Source organism: Xanthomonas sp. D-99, from assembly GCF_017746145.1.
In the GTDB taxonomy this organism is placed as follows: domain Bacteria; phylum Pseudomonadota; class Gammaproteobacteria; order Xanthomonadales; family Xanthomonadaceae; genus Xanthomonas; species Xanthomonas cissicola.
In genome coordinates this window covers 1-18748 of sequence record NZ_JAGHWU010000017.1, presented here as the reverse complement: position 1 = coordinate 18748, position 18748 = coordinate 1, and the positions used below count along the sequence as shown (strand labels likewise).

Here is an 18748-nt window from a genome sequence, read left to right as displayed (position 1 = left end):
CGCGCAGGGAGTGCACGCATGCGCGACAGCCCGCACTGCGACTGCAACAGGGCGTGCAGCATTTCGCCGCTTTGAACATCTCGCTTACGCAGCCCTGACGAAACCCATGCTGCACTGCGGCTTTCGCACGAGGTCCCGCCATGTCGCCCACCACCTTGCCTGCCCACCTGCTGCCCTCGCAGATCCCGCTGGAAACCGATGGCAACGATCCTGCACTACCGCCCAGCCTGCCCTTTCTGCATCTGTGGACCGGGCCGGATGGCAACAGCCGCCTCAACCTCTCGCAGTTGCCCGGCTTCGGCAGCAAGAGCGTGGGTGGCGGTGCGGCACCGCAGTGGTTACGGCCGTTTCCGGGCGAGGTGCTGGGCATCCAGTTCGCGGTGCTGCCGGTGGGCTGGGTCGGCGATTGGCATGAGAGCCCGCACCCGCAATGGGTGATTCCGTTGCGTGGCCGCTGGTTTATCGAAACCGGCGACGGCACCCGCGTGGAGATGGGTCCGGGCGATATCCACTTCGGCCAGGATCAGGGCACCTCCGATCGGCGTGGCCACCGCTCCGGCCAGTTGGGCGATACGCCCTGCCTGCAGATGATGGTGCAGTTTGCGCAATCGCCAGGAGCGGCCACCGCGCATCCGTTCGGCCATCCGGCGCCGCGTTGATGGACCGCCACTGCCGCCTTCGCGCGCCCGGCGCCGCCCAGCCGGCAGAGTGCCCGCCACCCACCACGCACCACGCCGCGCTGGCAGCGCGGCTGGGCAACGCGCGCCTGCAGACCCTCTACGACCAGGCCACCTGGAGCGAGGGCCCGGCCTGGTGGGAGGCACAGCGCACGCTGGTGTGGAGCGATGTGGTCGGCCGCCGCGTGCTCGGTTGGCGCGAAGACGGCGCGGTGGACGTGCTGCTGGATGCCACCGCCTTCACCAATGGCAATGCGGTGGATGCGCAGCAGCGACTGGTGCACTGCGAACACGGGCGCCGCGCGATCACCCGTAGCGATGTGGATGGCCGGGCGCATCTGCTGGTCGGGCGGTTCGAGGGCAAACGGCTCAATTCGCCGAACGATCTGATCGTGGCGCACGACGGCGCGATCTGGTTCACCGACCCGCCGTTCGGGCTGCTCAAGCCCAGCCAGGGCTGCCCGGGTCCGCAGGAACTGGACCATCATGGCGTCTACCGGCTGCCGCCCGATGGCAGCGCCCTGCAGTGCATGGCCAGCCTGGATCACCCCAACGGGCTGGCGTTCTCCCCCGACGAACGTGTGCTGTACGTGTCGCAGACGCCCGAAGGTGGCCCGACCACGCCGGAGATCACCGCCTTCGACTGGCGCGATGGCGCATTGCACAACCGGCGCCGCTTCGCGGTGGTGCCGGACGGCCTGCCGGATGGCTTTTGCGTGGATCGCCAGGGCTGGCTATGGAGCAGTTCCGGCGCGGGCGTGTGCATCTTCGACAACGACGGCCACCGGCTCGGTCTGGTGCCGACCCCGCAGACGGCGTCCAACTGCACCTTCGACCTGGAGCAACGGCGGTTGTTCATCACCGGCGGCAGCACGCTGTGGCTGCTGGAGTTGCAGATAGGAACGGCATGACAGGCCAGGCGGACGCGGCCGGTGATCGGTACGGCATGGGTCGCTCGTACGAATAGTTCCGAGCACGCGTACACCTCCAGCAGCATGATCGCTTGCCGGGGTTGGGGCGGCTCCAAGCCATGCGAGTGCGCTCGCCGCGATGCGCGCGGCGGCTACCGCCTATGGCACGCGCTTCGTCTGCGGCGGATCTTGCGCGGGGTTGGCGCTTGACCCGGCAAATCGCCAGGCATAAAAAAGCCCGCTTGCAGCGAACTGCCAGCGGGCTTTGCTCCCTCCCCCACGTCGGGATGCAGGATCATAGTGCGCGCCCCGAATCGGACTTGCACGCTGCACTGCAAAACAACACCAGGCAGTACAGAACTGGTGCTTTTTCTTCACCCCAGCGCGTGCGATGCAGGCGTCAGCGCAATAGGTCCGGCTGCGCGCGATACCACTCCGGCGCGCGTAGCAGATGCCATTCGGGCGTGTCGCCACGCAAGCCCACTGCCGCGCTCAGCATTCCCCAGCGGGCCAGCAGACTGCCGCTGCGTCGATTGCCCTGCAGGCGCAGGCGCGCATCGACCTGAAAGCGTTCGTTGCGTGCCTGCAACCGATCGACGATGACCGTCTCGCCTTGCCAGTGTGCGCGTGCGGTCAGTTGCGCCTGGCCTGCATCCACCAGCCGGAGCATCCAGTTCGGAAGCGAGCGGTCGCGCGCATACAACGCCACCAGAAATGCCAGATCGCGCACCTGGATGCGTACACGCCCATCCACACCCACCGGTTGTCGCCATTGCATGCGCGCACCGTCCAGCACGATGCGCGCCCACCAGCCATCGCGATGCTGTCCATCCGGGCCGGTGAATCCGACATTGCGCAGCTGGATGCTGCTGGCATCGAGACTGAACTGTTCGGCGCGCAGATCGCCGCGCTGCAGGCGCAGATCCGCATCCACATCGCCGCGCAACGCCAGGCCGGCAAACTGCAGCCGCGCTGCACGCGCCCCGATGCGCAAACCGCCCTTGCCGATGCGCCCACCCGGCTCGATCTGCAGATCGCCGCTGAGCACGCCGTTGCCGCCATCGAAGCGCAGTTGCTGCTGCGGCAGATAGCGGTTGTAGGCACGCAGATCCGGCACGCGCGCATTGGCGAACACCAGGTGCGCGCGCGTGGCATCGCGCAGGCTGGTCAGGTTGCGCGCATCGGCGCGCGTTTGCAGATCCAGGCGCAAATCGCGGCCTTGCACGAACGGGCGCGTGGGTGCGTCGCTATGCGCGATCGAAAACTGCTGCATCTGCAGTGCAAGCGCCGGCAGCAACTGTCCGTTGGCATCGGCGTCCACGCGCAGATCGGCGCTGGCCTGGCCGGCGATCGCGTGCCCCATCACGCCCACCTGCGCTTGCACGTGCGGGACCTGCAGGCGGCTGCCGGCGCCGAGCTGGCCGCGATCGATCCGCAGATCGGCATCGACCAGGCCCTCGCCATCCAGGGTCAGCCAATCCACATCCGGAAACAGCGCAGCAATCCAGCTCAGCGAAGACAATTGCCAATGCAGCCGCGCATGCCCGGAGGTGCGCGGCAACAGGCTGCGCATGGATTGCACTGGCAATTGCCTGCCTTGCACGCGCACGTCGGCGTCCAGCGTCAGTCCGGCATCGGCCGGCTCGGGCATGCTTACCGTCAGCCGCATGTTCTGATCGACCTGTAACTGCGCCGTCAACTCGCCCAGCAATGCGGCCGACGCGCGCGTGCTGTCGTGCAGCGGCGCGCGCCAGTGCAGTTGACTCCCGGGCTGCAGGGCACCGCGTATCCAGCGCAGCTCGCCATCTGCACGCCCCTTGCCGGGACGCGTCGCCAGCGTGTGCCGGCCCTGCGCATGACGGGCGACATCCAACGCTGCGGTGTCGCCATGCACGGCGATCAGCGCATCGGTGAGCTGCAGCACCGCGTGTCCACTTGCCTGATCCGGTGTATGCCGCGCGATGCTCGCTTCGATGCGCAGCTGCCCATTGCGCATCATTTCATCCTGCCCCCACCGCACGCGCGCCGATTCGAACACCGCACGTGAGGGGAAGATTTCCATCGGCCCGCCACGTAGTTGTTTGAACAGACCCAGTTGCAGTTGGCCCTGCCCTTCGATGTGCAGCTGACGCAGCGACACGGCCTGCACCTGCTCGGCAACGATGCGGTCGAACTGCAGGGTCCAGGCGGCTGGTGGGATGGGTGCGCTGGCGTGCGCGTCGGCGCGCTCGGCTGATGGCGGCGTCCTGGTTGTGGGCGTTGTGGGCTTCGCGTTGGTTGCAGTGGTTGCGCGCAGATCCTGCGCGGGAGGCTGCGTCGTCGCCGTTTTTTCGACATCGGGCGTTACTGTAGGCGCCTCCTCGTTCGCTGGAGCGGCCGGCGTATCAGCAACGCCCTTCATCGGAACAACGGCAACCCGCGCCGCTTGCGTCGCCGCAGGCGATGGCGTCGCCACCGTCCCGGGCGTCACGACTGCAGCCTGAAGACCGCCACGCACGCCGCGCGCGTGCAACTCCGGCACCAGCAGTTGGCGGTGCAGCAATGGCAGCAGCCGAATCTGCCCGCTCATCCGCTGCGCACTGACATTCCAGTTCGTGCGCGTCCAATGGCCTTGCAGATCGACATCCCACAGCACCACATGCCCCGGCCACCAGGTCAGCGCCGGGCCCCATTGCATCGTGAACTTATCGGGCGAGCGATTCAGCGCAGCCGGGCCAAGCGGCGTGTTGAGCAACAGATTGCCCAGCAGCACATAGCTTGCGTACAGCGCGACCAGTGCCACTAGCGGCCATCGCAATACACGCGGCAAGGCGCGCCAGCGGGCGCGAACAGGCATCGTCATGACGGCAGGCTCCTGAAAACCGCGCACGCGGCTGGGCACAGTGTGCCAAGCCAGCCGTGAGCAGAACGCAGCACGATCACGCCGGCGGCTGCATCACTTGGTTTTGGAGACCGGCGGCAACAGCCCGGGCCGCGCGTCATACCACTCGCGTGCGCCGGCCAGATGCCACTGCCGCTGCTTGCCATCGAGTTCGATGCCGGCACCCAGCACACCCCAGCGCAGATACAGATCGCCGCGCCGCTGCGCATCGTTCAAGGCCAGCCGCGCACGCAGCGACAAGCGCGCATTTTCCGCATGCAGGTCGTCGATCAGCACCTGCTGCTTGCGCCAACGCACTCGACCAGTGGCATCCAGTTCGCCCGAATCCAGCAAACCCAGCACCCAGCGCGGATAGTCGGCGCGCTGGGCGAACACCGCGAGCAGTGGCGCGATATCGCGCAGTCGAAGGGCTGCGTCGGCATCCACCTGGAACGGTGCTTCGGCCTGGATCGTACCGGCACCCACCTGCAAGTCGCCCCACCAATTTGCATCGGCGCCTTCATCCCCCACGCGCATATTGCGCAGGCGTATGCGCGTGCCGCTGAGGTCGAAGAACTTGTTCTTGAAATCGGCGCGCTGCAGCGTTGCCCGCAACTCGGCATCGCCGCGCATCTGGACGCCCGCCAACGCCAGATGCGCGCCCTGCCCGCGCAGGTTCGCATGCCCATTACCGACCTCGCCAGACGCATTGAGCGCCACATCGCCGGTCAGGCTGCCGCGACCGCCGAGCAGGCGCACGTTGTTGCCCGGCAGGTAGCGGTTGTAGGCGGTGAGATCGGGCACACGCGCATCGCTGAAACGCAGCTGTGCCTTGAGCGTGTCGCTCAGGCGGGCCAGCTCGGCATCGCCATGCATGGCCAGTTGCAGATCGCGGCCATCCAGCAAGAGCTGTTTGGGCGCATCGCGCGGCGCCGCCTTGAAGGTGGGAATGCTCACATCCAGATGCGCCTGCGCCGTGGCGGCATCGTCGATGCGCCCGTGCGCCTTGGCAACGCCGGCCAGGCGCGTGTCGAACACCTGCGCCACGGCCTCCACGCGTGGAATATCCAGCGTGCTGCCGGCACTCAGACGGCCCTGTGCAAGGCGCAGGTCCGCTTCGACCAGACCGCCGCCCTCCAGCTGGAACCACGGCTTGCGCACGAACAGCTCGGCGATCCAGTTCAAGGATTCGAACTTCCAGCGCCCACGCACCTGCCCCGACAGACGCGGCAACAGCTGCGCCGGCTGTTCGAACGGAACACTGCGCCCGGCGATGCGCAGATCGGCGTGCAGCTCGCTGCCGGTCTTCTCGTCGCGCGGTAGCCGCGCCTGCACGCGGATGTCCTGCGCTACGTCCAGTTGCAGCGCGAGCATGCCGCGGTCGGTGGCGCCCACGCCGGCCAGCAACGGCAACCGCCACACCGCACGGCTGCCTGGCTGCAGCGCGCCGCTGGCCAGGCGGATATCGGCCTCCACGCGCGCTGCCGATGGCCCGCTGCCGATGTCCACATGCGGCGCGCCGGTATCGATCTTCAGCGCCACGGAATTGGCCTTCAGCTGTAGCCGGGCGGCGGTGATGCCGAGCTTACGCAGCCCCGGCGCCTGGTCGCGGTAATGGCGTGGAAACTGAAACTGCGCATCCAGCTGCGCACTATTGAACACCTGCACCCCGTCGTAGCTGACCACTGCATCGGTAAAGCCCGCTTCGGAAGGAAACAGTTCCGACGGCCCGCCCTTGAGTTGCTTCAGAAAACCGACCTTGCCGTGCCCTTGCCCGGCGATCAGCAATTTGCCCAGGCGGGCACTGCGAATGCTGTTGCTGGTGATTGCGTCGAAGCGCAACGTCCAGCCTTGGTTGCCCCGCGGTGGCGGCGGAATGGGCGTATCGGAGGTTTCCACTTCTGCGCTCACGCCGGTGGCATGCAGCCACGGCAGGCGCACTTCGCGCCGAAACAAGGCCAGCAGGGCGATACGCGCATGTGCGCGGTCGGCGTGAAAGACATACACCGTGCGGTTGGCCTGCCCGCGCATGCGCACGTTCCAGGCGATGACCTCGCCCGGGAACAGCGTCAGTGCCGGGCCGGTCTGCATGGTGAACTTGTGCGGCTGCCGATTGGTGCTGGCGTCGAACAGCGGGGTATTGAGATAGAGGTTGCCGGCCAGCAGATACAGCGCGTACAGCGCCAACACGATGCCCACTGCACGACGCCACGGCCGTGGCCAGCGCTGGAAGCGGTCGCGAAGTGAGGGCATGGGCGCAGGCAGGAAAGAGTCTGCCGCCACTATCCCGGTTGCGCTGACCGCGAAGCGTGAACAAGGCTGGTGCCGTTGCGGGAATTGGGAATCGGCTGCGAGCTTGGAGATGGGCGGCCGGCCAATGCCCAGTGCTGCGAACATCGCAATCCCGGCAGTGCTGCACTGGCGATACGCTGAACCGCTGCGATTACGCAGTCCCGGCGTTTAACGCTTCTCGAACTTCATTGCTGCGCACGACATGCAGCGACATCGCAGGGTCACGTGCCGGGCGGATAACGGTCCTGCCCGCTCGCTCCATGTGACAGGAAGGCTCTCTCCCCCTGCTGTCGCTGAGCGAAACGGGCCATCACTGGGTGGTGTCCAATCCGTCGGGCCGGCTCCCTGCGCCGGCCCGACGTTCTTGGTCTGCCGCGGCCGGCGAGACGCCTGCACGCACGGCCAAACCGATCGTTGTATCTGTTGGTCGTCGCTGATGGCACCGCTGCGCGCCATGTTGGACGTGCTGCACCTGCGCGACAGCGGCGCACCAGCCAGCCGTCTCGCCTGGGGTGAGTACTGGCTCGAGCGTCTAGCGCACCCACGTCATTGCCTGCGCAGTGACCGATGCCTGCTGCACCGACGCACGTGCCAGCTGCAAGATCCTTCCCATTGGCAAAGGTGGCGCATAGCGCCGAATCAGGGATGCGCGACGCCTCACGCTCACTGCAGACCAGACACGCGCTGCCTGGCAGTGATTTGGAGTGGGCGACGCCCCATGCAGCATCAGCACGTGTTCTGCCGATGCTGCTGCGCCGCAACTCACGCAGCCTCGGCAATCTTGCGCATGCGCCGTGCACGCACTGCGGTCGCCAGGCGTTCCAGCACCTGCACCGAACTATCCCAGCCGATGCAGCCGTCGGTAATGCTCTGGCCGTAGGTTAGCTCGCACCCCGGCAAGAGGTCCTGACGCCCACCGACCAGGTGGCTTTCCACCATCACCCCGACGATGCGCGTTTGGCCGTTTTCCAGCTGATTGGCGATGTCCTCGACGACCTTGGGCTGGTTCTCGGGATTCTTGCTGCTGTTGGCGTGGCTGGCATCGATCATCAGGCGCGCGGGCAGGCCGGATGCATTGAGCACCTGGCTGGCCGCTTCCACGTTGGCCGCATCGAAGTTGGGCTGTTTGCCGCCGCGCAGGATCACATGGCAATCCGGATTGCCCGCCGTCGCTGCCACGGCGGTGTGTCCGTCCTTGGTCACGGCCAGGAAATGATGCGGATGCGAGGCCGCGCCCACCGCGTCCACCGCAATCTTGACGTCGCCACCGGTGCCGTTCTTGAAGCCCACCGGGCATGACAGCCCCGATGCCATCTCGCGATGCACCTGGCTCTCGGTGGTGCGTGCGCCGATTGCGCCCCAGGCCACCAGGTCGGCGATGTATTGCGGCGAAATGATGTCGAGAAATTCCACGCCGGCCGGCAGGCCGAGATTGTTGATATCGCGCAGCAGGCCACGCGCCACGCGCAGGCCCTTGTTGATCTGGAAGCTGCCGTCCAGGTCCGGATCGTTGATCAAGCCCTTCCAGCCGATGGTGGTGCGCGGCTTTTCGAAGTACACCCGCATCACGATCTCCAGCGCATCGCCGAACTGATCGCGCAACGGGCGCAGGCGCTGCGCGTACTCCATCGCCGCAACCGGGTCGTGGATCGAGCATGGCCCGATCACCACGGCCAGGCGATCGTCGCGCCCGTGCAGGATTTCGTGCAGCGCGGCGCGCGCGTTGGTCACGGTTTCGGAGGCGCGCTCATCGCAGGGCAGCAGCGACAGCAGCTGCGCAGGCGGTGCGAGGGCTTCGATCTTGCGGATACGCAGGTCATCGGTGACGGGCGGCATAACAGTGTCTCGGTGGGCGGGGTTGCATCAGGGAACCAGGCGCGGCGGCAACAAAAAAGCCGCCAGGTGTGCGCTGGCGGCTTTTCGGGAATGCTGCTGAAGTGTCCTTCAGGGTGAGCGCAATCCTTCCTCCGCCAGCGGCATCGGAAAACCGTAGTACCAAAAGTAAAACTGGCTGCGGGGTGCGTTCATGGGATGCATTGATACCACGCACTTTTGCGCGTTGCCACTGTTTCATCGGCAACGGACCGGGCACAGGTGGAAGCGAACGCCCCTCCACTGGCTCCGGCACACCCACGCGTTGAAATGCATGCGGCCGCAGCGGTGAAGTCGGCACAGGTTCCCGCGGCGGCCGCCAATCCAACGGGTGACGATGGCGCTGCCGCCAATCGGCGCGATGCAAACAATCGATGACGCGCTGATCGAGCTGGTCGTCTCGCCAGGTCCTGCGGCCCTGCCGGAAGCAGTGCAGACACCAGACGCCCGCACGCCACCGTGGCGTGCGCAAGCGCCGCGCTCGCTCAAAACGTAAACACATATTCCGCCGCCACTTCGCGGCCGATCGGGTTGAACAGCGTGGTGTTGTAGAAGCCGTACCCGTAGAAGCGTTCCTTGTGGTCGTAGCCCACTTCGTTGAAGACGTTGTTGACGTAGACATTGACCTTGGCGTGGTCGGTGATCTTGTAGCCGGTGCTCAGGTTCCAGTAGATCGCCGGGCCCACGCGGCCGAAGTAGCGCTTGCTGGTTTCGCCCAGATGCACATTGCCGGTGTCGGTCACCAGGCACGCATCGGAGGCGCTGGGTTGATAGCCGTCGTCGAAGCGTTCGCAGGTGCCCCAGTTGACCGCGCGCATGGAGCCGATCCGGCGGAAGTACACGGTCCAGTCCCAGGGGCCGCCGTTGTCCCAATGCACGCTGCCACGCACGCGGCTGCGCACGCGTTCGTCGCGGCGGTTTTCGTCGCTGTCGGTGCGGTAGATCTGCTCGCGATAGGCGATCAGAGTGTTGTAGTCCAGCGACAGCTGGAAGTTGCCCCAGCCTGCGGTGGCAAGGCGATACTTCAGCGACGCATCGATGCCGGAGGTTTCCATCTGCGCCAGGTTGATCGGGCCGCGCTCGATGCTGGCGATGGTGCCGTCTGCATTGCGCATCACGCGCGAGGTGATGGTGTCGCAATAGCCCGCGCCGCCGGGGTTGTTCCAGGTGCCGCCGCTGATGGTGGTGCCGGTACGGCAGCCGGCTTCGGCCGACAGGATCTCGTCGCGGTCCAGGTCCTTGATCATTTCCTCCAGCTGGATGCGGTAGTAATCCACGCTCAACGACAGCCCTTGCGCGATGTCCCACACCACGCCACCGGTGAACGAGCGGCCGGTTTCCGAGCGTAAGTCAGGGGTGCCGCGACGATTGACGTCCACCGTGTAGAAGATGTTGTTGTTCTCGTCGTTGCAGCCGCCGGTCAGGTACGCGCCGGAGGAAATGCAGCGGTACTGATCGATCACCGTCTGGTTGGTGGAGCTGGGTTCGCCCAGCACGTAATGCATGTCCGGCGCGCGGAAGCTGGTGGCCACGGTGCTGCGCACCAGCAGGCTCTCCGCCGGCCGCCATTCCAGGCCCGCGCTCCAGGTGGTGTCGCTCTGCGTGCCCACATCGGTGGGGATGGCAGCCGAAGAACGGTAATTGCCGTAGCGGTCGTAGCGGCCGGCCACATTCGCGCTCAACGTGGAGAGCAACGGAATCTGGAATTCCAGACCGGCCGAACTGCGCATGCGTTCGCCACCGCCGCTGTCCACCACATCCACCGGGTAGCACTCGTTGGCACAGGGATCGGGAGAGAGTTGATAGCCCTGCTTTGCCACTTCGGCCACGGTGGCGAAGCGGATCGGCCCGGCCCAGCCCTGCACCACATCGCCGCTGACGCTGAAACTGGCTTGATTCACCCACGAATAAGCCGAATTGTGCGATTTGGCGACCAGCGCGTCGTACTGGTCCGACGATAACGGCGTGTACAGGCGCGCTTCGTTGATCGCATAGATCGGCGTGCCATCGGCGGCAGTGCCGAGGGAGCTGCCGAGGAAGTAGTCGGTCGCGCGCGCGGTGTCCACGGTGCGGATGTATTCGTCGACGGTGTAGCGCGAGCGGCCTACGCTGAACTCCCAATCGAAACGGTCGGCCCACACGCCGCGCAAGCCGGCGCTCAGATCCCAGGACTGCTCCTTGTTGTAATTGGCAAGCCGGTCCCAGCCGCCGGCTTCGCGCCGGGTGAGCTGGCGGATCAGGTTCAACGAACGCCCGGTGGCCGCGTCCTGGAACGGGCCCAGATACGCGTACGGCGGGTCGTAGGTCCAGCGGCCGACGCTGCGGTTGGCGGAGAACGTGGCCCAGGCCTCGGTGTGTTCGCCGAACTTCCAGGTGCCGTAGAGATATGTCGAATAATCCTCGCTGCCGGTGACCAGGCCCCAGTCGCCGTAATCGCGCGCGACGCCGCAGTAATCGCCGGCATTGGTGAGCGCGCCGGTGTTCTGGTTGTAGCTCAGCCGCTGCCCGTCGATGAACTCGCCGCCGAAGCGCGCGCAGGTGCCGGCAGGCGGCGCCAGGCGCTCGTTGGTGTTGGCATCGATCAGGCTCAAGCCAGTGAACGGATTGAAGCCGTACAGGCGGTTCTGGCCGGTCCAGTTGGAGTAGGACATGTCGTCCGAATCATCCATCTGTGGGCGATCGCGTCCGCTCAACGGGTCGCGCCGGGTGGCCTGCAGCGCGTAGGTCAGGCTCCAGTTCTCGCCGGTGCGCCCGCCGGCCCAGGACACATCGAAACTGTCGCGCCCACCTTCGGTGGCGGTGCCGCCACGCAGGCGCACCTGGTCGCCCTGATAGTCGCGCTTGAGGATCACGTTGATCACGCCGGCCACGGCGTCCGAGCCGTAAATCGCCGACGCACCGCCAGTGAGGATGTCGATGCGCTCCACTGCGGCGGAAGGAATATTGCTGTAGTTGGAGAAGTTGCTCTCGCCGCCGTAGGGCAGCGGGTAATCGGCCACGCGATGCCCGTTGACCAGCAGCAGCGTCCGCCCCGGCCCGAGGTCGCGCAGATTGATCGGCGAGGCGTTGGGCGTATGCGAGCCCCACTGCGTATCGGCTTCCACCGAGCCCTGCTGATTCATGCTGTTGAGCACGTCGTAGACGGTGGCAAAGCCTTCCTGCTGGATCTGCTGCGCACTGATGGTGACCACCGGTTGCGCACCTTCGACCTGCGCGCGCTTGATGCGCGAACCGGTGACGCTGACCGCATCCAGCGTGGAGGTGGCGCGCGTGGCATCGGGTTCGGTTTGCTGGGCCATGAGCGGCGGCGCGCACGCAGCAGTCACGGCAAGGGAGACGGAAATCGACAAGGCAAGGCGATGACTGCGGCAGTTCATAAGATCCCCGGGAGAGGCCGGACGCGGCCGGCGTGGCAGTGCACTGCAACGACGCCTGCCAGCGATGCGTGCACCGCTGCCCCTTGTCCGATGGCCCCCCGACCGCTCGGCGCAAACGCCTGCCCAGCGACGCTAAGGCTGTGATGACATCGGTGTCAACAGGTGGTGACAGAGTGTGACGGCGAACGACGATGCGGCGGGCTGGGGGTGCCTCCACCACGATTTCTGCGCATCCAGCGCACTCGACCCTGCGCAGATTCAACAGGTCATGCGATCACAAGTTGCCACCGTCCTGCCTGGTTGGTTCTTCCTGCAACGCAGGAGTTCGCATCGCGTTATGCCGGCCGGGCAGGCTTGTTCGAATGATGCATGTGCGCCAGCCAGTACCCGCTGGCCGCTCCCTCCCATCAAGGAAACCCACCATGGAGATCAAGAAACAGCAAAGCGCAGGCCCCTCTTCCCTGGCGCCATTGCACGACACCCTTACCGACAACGCTCCGGTCGCCGACGCCACGTCGCCGACGCAAACGCCGCTCCACCCCAGCTTGTCGGCGCTCACTCCGCGCAGCCGTTCGCGCGCGTCCGCCGCCGACTCCGAGCACGGCGCTTCGCCGATGCCCTCGCACGACGCTGAACCGCCAGCCCATTCACCCGAACGCGCCGCCGGCCCGTCCACCGCCCCCTCGCTTGCCGCCCGCGCAAACGCTGCATTGGCAAGCGGCGTGCAGCAGGCTTACGCTGCGGTATCGAAGGGGGCGTCCGATCTCTGGTCGCTGGCGGATCTGCGCACCATGCTGCAGATCCATGCGGACGATCCTGCATTCCTGCAGATGGTGCGTCACACCGACCCTGAACAGCACGCGCCGCACAGTCTGGCCGCGTGCCGCCAGCAGATCACCCAGCTGCGCGATGTCATCGAAGCGGCAACCGGTCTGGAAGCACGCTTCCGTCAGCAATTGCTCGGCGACATCAAGGCCGTGGAAGACGCGCTGCAGCCGCTGGAGCACGACACACCTGCGGCCGGGCGGGCGCTGAAGTCGCTGGTCAACCTGGTCAATCTGTGGCCTCTGGTCGTTCCCAGTCCGTTTCTGGGCAACCAGGTCAAGACCTTCGCCTATTCCATCGCTGCGGCAACCAAGGGCGTGATGACGCTTTCGGCCTCTGCGCTGCGCCCCACCGCCGACGGGCTTCCGTTCCCGCTGATGGGCGGGCAGCTGGGGCGCGACGCCAATGAGATGCACTTCTACGCCATTTTGCTCAACGGATTGTTCCTCACCACCGAACTGCCCAAGAAATTCGGCAACCCGTCCATGCGGCACCAGGCCGAAGCAGTGGAAAACAACCTGGGATTTGCCGCGGCCGCATCGACCGCGTGCGCGGCAATGGTGCTCACGCCCTTCCTCTGGAACAGCCTCAACGTGCTCGGCAATCGACTGCAACACAAGGTGTCGCATCTGGGTGCCGGCATTGCAGAAAGCTACGGTTTTCAGAGCCAGGCGCAGCGGTTGCGTGCACGCCTGACGCCCGGCCAGATCAGCGCGCAACTGCGCACGCAACTCAACGAGATCTGCGCTGCTCTGGAGAACGGCCGAGAAGCGTTTCAACAGGCACGTCGCGCGTTCACCGACCCGAGCCAAGGGCACGAGCTCACCCGTACGCTCAATGCCCAGTGCACGCACCTGCTGGAGACGCTGGACCAATGCAGCAAGCGACTGAGCACTGCGCTACAAGTGGACCAGAACCAGAATCAGGCCCAGCCAGCCACCATCCCGCGCCAGGTCACCAACCACGACATTGCCCCCAAGCTGGCATTGGCGTTGCTGGGAGCCGGAGTGACCGGGCTAACGGTCTACCTGATCCAACCGGATCGGATCGGCACGGTCGACCTGGTTGCCGACTCCATCCTTGTCACGACCGTGATGATGCAGTCGGCGCTCAACGCACATGCGACCCGCCAGGACGCAATGGAGCGCTTCAAGGCCATGTGCTCCGGCAGCTTGGTGATGGCGCTGGCCCTGGGCGTGGAGAAACTGTCCAAGACCTTGGCAGACAAGAGCCTGATCGAATCCTCGTCGGCATCGCCCTACTACGCCGGCGCGATCATGTCGCTGATGTCGATGACCATGCCGGGCCCGATGGCGCGTGGCGCAGAGCTGGCGATGAACTGGGGCGGCGCGCAGGTCATGCGGGTGTTCAGAGGGCCCGACGGCACCACGCTCGCAACCCGTATGCCGTCCTCGCCCGAGGAGCTCATCCAGCACGTGCAGGACACCGCCAGATATGTGCAAAGCCTGTCGCCGGACCAGGCGCAGGAGTACGCGCAGACCGTTGCCGATAGCGCCCTGCAGGGGATCGAGGACGCCGGCGCGCAGGCGCAGACCAGGCCCAGCAGCAGCGTCACGATCACCGAGATCGACGACATCGCCGATATCGAAGAGACGAACGACGACGCTGCGTTGGCCGCAGCCAGCGCCTCGCCTGAGCAACGCTCGCCTGCGCACGCGCATCGGTCGCCGGATCAGGCCGCAACCAGCACAGCGCCTTCGTCCTGACGGGACGAGCGCCGGTCATCGGCAACTGCCGCGTGCATGCGCAAGCGTGAGTGACGCGCATAAAAAACCCCGCCGTTTGGCGGGGTTTTTTTAACGCAACAGCCGAAGTGGCGTGGATTAGAAATCCATGCCGCCCATGCCGCCCATGCCACCGCCGGCCGGCATCGCCGGCTCGTCCTTCTTCGGTGCATCGGCCACCATGGCTTCGGTGGTGATCATCAGGCCGGCGATCGAGGCGGCGTTCTGCAGTGCCGAACGGGTCACCTTGGTCGGGTCCAGGATGCCGAACTGCACCATGTCGCCGAACTCGCCGTTGGCGGCGTTGTAGCCGTAGTTGCCGCTGCCTTCCTTGACCTTGTTGAGGATCACGGACGGCTCTTCGCCGGCATTGGCCACGATCTCACGCAGCGGGGCTTCCATCGCGCGCAGGGCGATCTGGATACCGTGGGTCTGGTCTTCGTTGGCACCCTTCAGCTCGCCCACGGCCACCAGCGCACGCACCAGGGCCACGCCGCCGCCCGGGACCACGCCTTCTTCGACGGCTGCACGGGTGGCGTGCAGGGCGTCTTCGACGCGTGCCTTCTTTTCCTTCATTTCGATTTCGGTCGAGGCGCCGACCTTGATCACTGCAACGCCGCCGGCCAGCTTGGCCACGCGTTCCTGCAGCTTCTCACGGTCGTAATCGGAGGAGGTGTCTTCGATCTGGGTCTTGATCTGGCCCACGCGCGATTCGATCGCGGCAGTGTCGCCGGCGCCATCGATAATCGTGGTGTTTTCCTTGGAGACCTGCACCTTCTTGGCGCGGCCCAGGTCCTTGATGGTCGCCTTCTCAAGCGCCAGACCCACTTCTTCGGAGATCACGGTACCGCCGGTCAGCACGGCCATGTCTTCCAGCATCGCCTTGCGACGGTCGCCGAAGCCCGGTGCCTTGACGGCCACGACCTTGACGATGCCGCGGATGGTGTTGACCACCAGGGTCGCCAGCGCTTCGCCTTCGACTTCTTCGGCCACGATCAGCAGCGGCTTGCCGGCCTTGGCCACGCCTTCCAGCACGGGCAGCAGGTCACGCACGTTGGAGATCTTCTTGTCGTGCAGCAGGATGAACGGGTCGTCCAGGTCGGCCGACTGGCTCTGCTGGTTGTTGATGAAGTACGGGGAGAGGTAGCCGCGGTCGAACTGCATGCCCTCGACCACGTCCAGCTCGTTTTCCAGGCCCGAGCCTTCTTCAACGGTGATCACGCCTTCCTTGCCGACCTTCTGCATCGCTTCGGCAATGATGTTGCCGATCGACTCGTCCGAGTTGGCCGAGATGGTGCCGACCTGGGCGATCGCCTTGTCGTCGGTGGTGGGCTTGGAGATGTTCTTCAGCTCGACAACCGCAGCCTTGACGGCCTGGTCGATACCGCGCTTGAGGTCCATCGGGTTCATGCCGGCGGCCACGGCCTTGGCGCCTTCGCGGATCAGGGCCTGGGCCAGCACCGTGGCGGTGGTGGTGCCGTCGCCGGCGTTGTCGTTGGTCTTGGAAGCGACTTCCTTGACCATCTGCGCGCCCATGTTCTCGAACTTGTCAGCCAGTTCGATTTCCTTGGCGACGGAGACGCCGTCCTTGGTGATGGTCGGGGCGCCGAAGCTCTTCTCGAGCACGACGTTGCGGCCCTTCGGGCCCAGGGTGGCCTTCACGGCATTGGCAAGCACGTTGACGCCACGGACCATGCGGGTACGTGCGTCTTCACCGAAACGAATGTCTTTAGCAGCCATTGGTTGTTACTCCGGAAATTGGGAATGGGGAATCGGTCAATCAAGGGCGGATATCGGGGCTGGGCGGGATGGCGAGGGCGCTGGCCGCTCTACCGATTCCCAATTCCCTACTCCCGATTCCCGGCGCATAGCGCCTGATCAGCTGATGACGGCAAGGATGTCGTCTTCGCGCAGCACCTTGTACTCGACGCCTTCGGACTTGTAGCTGCTGCCGGCGTACTGGCCGTAGATGACCTTGTCGCCAACCTTGACCACCGGCGCGCGCAGGCTGCCGTTGTCCAGCGGCTTGCCGGCGCCGATCGCGACGACTTCACCCTTGGTGGACTTTTCCTTGGCGGAGTCCGGAATCACGATGCCGCCGGCGGAAACTTCGTCGGCTTCGATCGGCTTGACTACAACGCGGTCGTGAAGCGGCTTGATGCTCATAGAGAAGACCTCTTAAGTGTTTGATTGGCCTGGAAATTATCGGCGATGTTAGCACTCGCAAATGACGACTGCCAGCACAGCGCGCGGGAAAAACCCGACAGAGCGGGTGCGGGCCAGAGATTGTGCTGCGTGGGCGGCTTTCAAGGCCTGGCGGCAAAAATTTTTCGACAGCGGCGGTCTCGGCCAGAGGCCACTGCGAGTGCGGCGCGGGCCCAGGGACAATGCACGGCCATGCCTGTTGACCGCGATTGACGCGCTGCCGATGGCCCAGAACCGGAAGGCATGCCGGGGCGGCGGCGCTGAATGCCTTGCTGCCCCCGCAGGCCCGCGCGTTTCCGCCACGCTCTAGAAATGGAACCAGGTTCCATCGCTTGTCTTGCGCGCGCCTTACAGTCGGGAACGCATTCCCCGATCACAAGGAGCTGTCGATGAGGTTGCCGTCCCGTTTCGTGTCCCTGCGTTGCACCCTTCCGCTGGCCTGCGCGTTTGCGCTCGGCGCCACCTCCGCCAATGCCGCGGTCTTCATCAACGAACTGCACTACGACGACGCGGGCGCCTCCGGCGACAGCGGCGAAGGCGTGGAAGTGGTGGCCACCGCCGGCGAATCGCTGAGCGGCTATCGCATTTACCTGTACAACGGCGCCGCCCCCGGTGCGGCAGTGGTGTATGCCAACACGGCGGTGCCGGCAGGCACGGTGGTGAGCTGCGGCAGCCAGGTGCGTATCGCCACGGTGAGCTACGCCAGCAACGGCGTGCAGAACGGCCCCAACGATGGCGTGGCGCTGGTCGACCCCAACGGGCAGTTGGTGCAATTCCTCAGTTACGAAGGCGCCATCACCGGCAGCGGCGGTCCGGCGGCCGGCGTGACCAGCCAGAACCTGCCGGTGAGCGAGAGCAACAGCACCGCGGTCGGCAGTTCGCTGCAACTGACCGGCACCGGCAGCAGCGCGGCCAACTTCAGCTGGGCCGGCTCGGCGGCGCAGACCTTCGGCGCCTGCAACCGCGGCCAGACCTTCGCCGGCAGCGACGGCGGTGGCAGCACCGGTGCGCCCACCATCAGCAGCACCACACCGACGCAAGGCGCCACCGGCTTCCCGGCCGCCGGCGATCTGGCCGTGGGCTTCAGCGAAGAGGTGACGCTGGGCAGCGGCGCGTTTGCGCTGAGCTGCGCCAGCTCCGGCAACGTGGCACTGACATACCCGACCAGCGGCACCCGCTTCACGCTGTCCACCAACACTGCCCTGGTCGGCGGCGAGCGCTGCGCGTTGGCCATCACCGCCAGCGCCATCCGCGATGCCAGCGGCCTGAGCCCGGCCGCCAACCAGTCCATCGCCTTCACCGTGGCCACCGCCAGCGGCGGCGCCGGTTACTACGCGCGGGTCAATACCGCCAACGCCAGCCAGCTGCGCTGCTCGCTGCACGCCACGATCAAGGGGCACACGGTCTACCCGTACAGCGGCAGCGGCACCAGCACCTGGATCATCTTGGAAATGGCCGACGAGGATCCCAACAACAGCGGCCGCATCCTGGACGCCTACCGCAACCGCAGCTACGCCAAGGTCAGCGACCGCGCCGGCACCGGCAGCGGGCTCACCTACAACCGCGAGCACACCTGGCCCAACTCGCTGGGCTTCGGCAGCGCCACCGGCGACCGCGGCCTGCCGTACGCGCCCTACACCGACACCCACATGCTGTACCTGACCGACACCAGCTTCAACGCCGACCGCGGCAACAAGCCCTATGCCACCTGCACCAGCAGTTGCGGCGAGCGGGTGACCGAGGTCAACGACGGCAGTGGCGGCGGCAGCGGGCGTTACCCGGGCAATTCCAACTGGGTCCGCACCCCCGACGGCAACAGCGGCACCTTCGAGGTGTGGGGCCGGCGCAAGGGCGACATGGCGCGCGCGGTGATGTACATGGCCATCCGCTACGAAGGCGGCCTGGATGCGACCACCGGGCAATCCGAGCCGGACCTGGAGCTCACCGACGACCGCAGCAAGATGGGGTTCTAAGCCGGAACCGC

At 66.0% G+C, this 18748-nt stretch carries 9 protein-coding genes and 1 pseudogene; 4 read left to right on the top strand and 6 right to left on the bottom strand.

Going from position 1 to position 18748, the window contains the following annotated elements:
- Window positions 1-140: 140 nt before the first annotated feature.
- Both J7360_RS08630 and J7360_RS08625 read left to right on the top strand, forming a co-directional pair.
- A complete protein-coding gene (locus J7360_RS08630) occupies window positions 141-659 on the top strand; it encodes a hypothetical protein (protein WP_007972561.1) in 519 nt (172 codons plus the stop codon).
- Window positions 659-1588, top strand: coding sequence for an SMP-30/gluconolactonase/LRE family protein (locus tag J7360_RS08625; RefSeq protein ID WP_022558134.1), 930 nt, complete (start codon window positions 659-661; stop codon window positions 1586-1588). Before J7360_RS08630 ends, J7360_RS08625 begins: the two co-directional genes overlap by 1 nt.
- A 400-nt stretch (window positions 1589-1988) precedes the next feature.
- On the opposite strand, the gene J7360_RS08620 is transcribed toward J7360_RS08625, so the two are convergent.
- The 4 genes from J7360_RS08620 to J7360_RS08605 all read right to left on the bottom strand — a co-directional run bounded on the left by J7360_RS08620 (window position 1989) and on the right by J7360_RS08605 (window position 11911).
- Complete coding sequence (locus tag J7360_RS08620; RefSeq protein ID WP_057660373.1) at window positions 1989-4430, bottom strand: hypothetical protein; 2442 nt, start codon at window positions 4428-4430, stop codon at window positions 1989-1991.
- 93 nt (window positions 4431-4523) lie between these two features.
- Complete coding sequence (locus J7360_RS08615; protein ID WP_057660370.1) at window positions 4524-6701, bottom strand: hypothetical protein; 2178 nt, start codon at window positions 6699-6701, stop codon at window positions 4524-4526.
- Between the two features lie 801 nt (window positions 6702-7502).
- On the bottom strand, window positions 7503-8576 hold the full coding sequence (locus J7360_RS08610; RefSeq protein ID WP_007972568.1) for a 3-deoxy-7-phosphoheptulonate synthase: 1074 nt from the start codon (window positions 8574-8576) through the stop codon (window positions 7503-7505).
- A 521-nt stretch (window positions 8577-9097) separates the two neighbouring features.
- On the bottom strand, window positions 9098-11911 hold the full coding sequence (locus J7360_RS08605; RefSeq protein WP_057660368.1) for a TonB-dependent receptor: 2814 nt from the start codon (window positions 11909-11911) through the stop codon (window positions 9098-9100).
- Between the two features lie 500 nt (window positions 11912-12411).
- Between J7360_RS08605 and xopX the strand changes: the two genes are divergently transcribed.
- Window positions 12412-14541 carry a XopX family type III secretion system effector gene (xopX, locus tag J7360_RS08600; RefSeq protein ID WP_057660366.1) on the top strand — a complete coding sequence of 710 codons (2130 nt, stop codon included), beginning with the start codon at window positions 12412-12414 and terminating at the stop codon, window positions 14539-14541.
- A 117-nt stretch (window positions 14542-14658) separates the two neighbouring features.
- Here xopX and groL read toward each other — a convergent pair whose 3' ends face one another.
- Together groL and J7360_RS08590 are read right to left on the bottom strand one after the other, a co-directional pair.
- A complete protein-coding gene (gene groL / locus J7360_RS08595) occupies window positions 14659-16299 on the bottom strand; it encodes a chaperonin GroEL (protein ID WP_017155924.1) in 1641 nt (546 codons plus the stop codon).
- A gap of 138 nt (window positions 16300-16437) precedes the next feature.
- Entirely contained in the window at window positions 16438-16725 is a 288-nt protein-coding gene (locus J7360_RS08590) for a co-chaperone GroES (RefSeq protein ID WP_057660365.1), read from the bottom strand.
- Between the two features lie 428 nt (window positions 16726-17153).
- Between J7360_RS08590 and J7360_RS08585 the strand changes: the two are divergent.
- Window positions 17154-18728: pseudogene (locus J7360_RS08585) on the top strand (endonuclease); the annotation flags it as partial.
- Window positions 18729-18748 lie beyond the last annotated feature (20 nt).

Bases quoted from the DNA above. Each gene is read 5' to 3' on its own strand.
- J7360_RS08620 (WP_057660373.1), bottom strand. From the start codon at position 4,430: ATGACGATGCCTGTTCGCGCCCGCTGGCGCGCCTTGCCGCGTGTATTG.
- xopX (WP_057660366.1), top strand. From the start codon at position 12,412: ATGGAGATCAAGAAACAGCAAAGCGCAGGCCCCTCTTCCCTGGCGCCA.
- J7360_RS08630 (WP_007972561.1), top strand. From the start codon at position 141: ATGTCGCCCACCACCTTGCCTGCCCACCTGCTGCCCTCGCAGATCCCG.
- groL (WP_017155924.1), bottom strand. From the start codon at position 16,299: ATGGCTGCTAAAGACATTCGTTTCGGTGAAGACGCACGTACCCGCATG.
- J7360_RS08605 (WP_057660368.1), bottom strand. From the start codon at position 11,911: ATGGCCCAGCAAACCGAACCCGATGCCACGCGCGCCACCTCCACGCTG.
- J7360_RS08590 (WP_057660365.1), bottom strand. From the start codon at position 16,725: ATGAGCATCAAGCCGCTTCACGACCGCGTTGTAGTCAAGCCGATCGAA.
- J7360_RS08610 (WP_007972568.1), bottom strand. From the start codon at position 8,576: ATGCCGCCCGTCACCGATGACCTGCGTATCCGCAAGATCGAAGCCCTC.
- J7360_RS08615 (WP_057660370.1), bottom strand. From the start codon at position 6,701: ATGCCCTCACTTCGCGACCGCTTCCAGCGCTGGCCACGGCCGTGGCGT.
- J7360_RS08625 (WP_022558134.1), top strand. From the start codon at position 659: ATGGACCGCCACTGCCGCCTTCGCGCGCCCGGCGCCGCCCAGCCGGCA.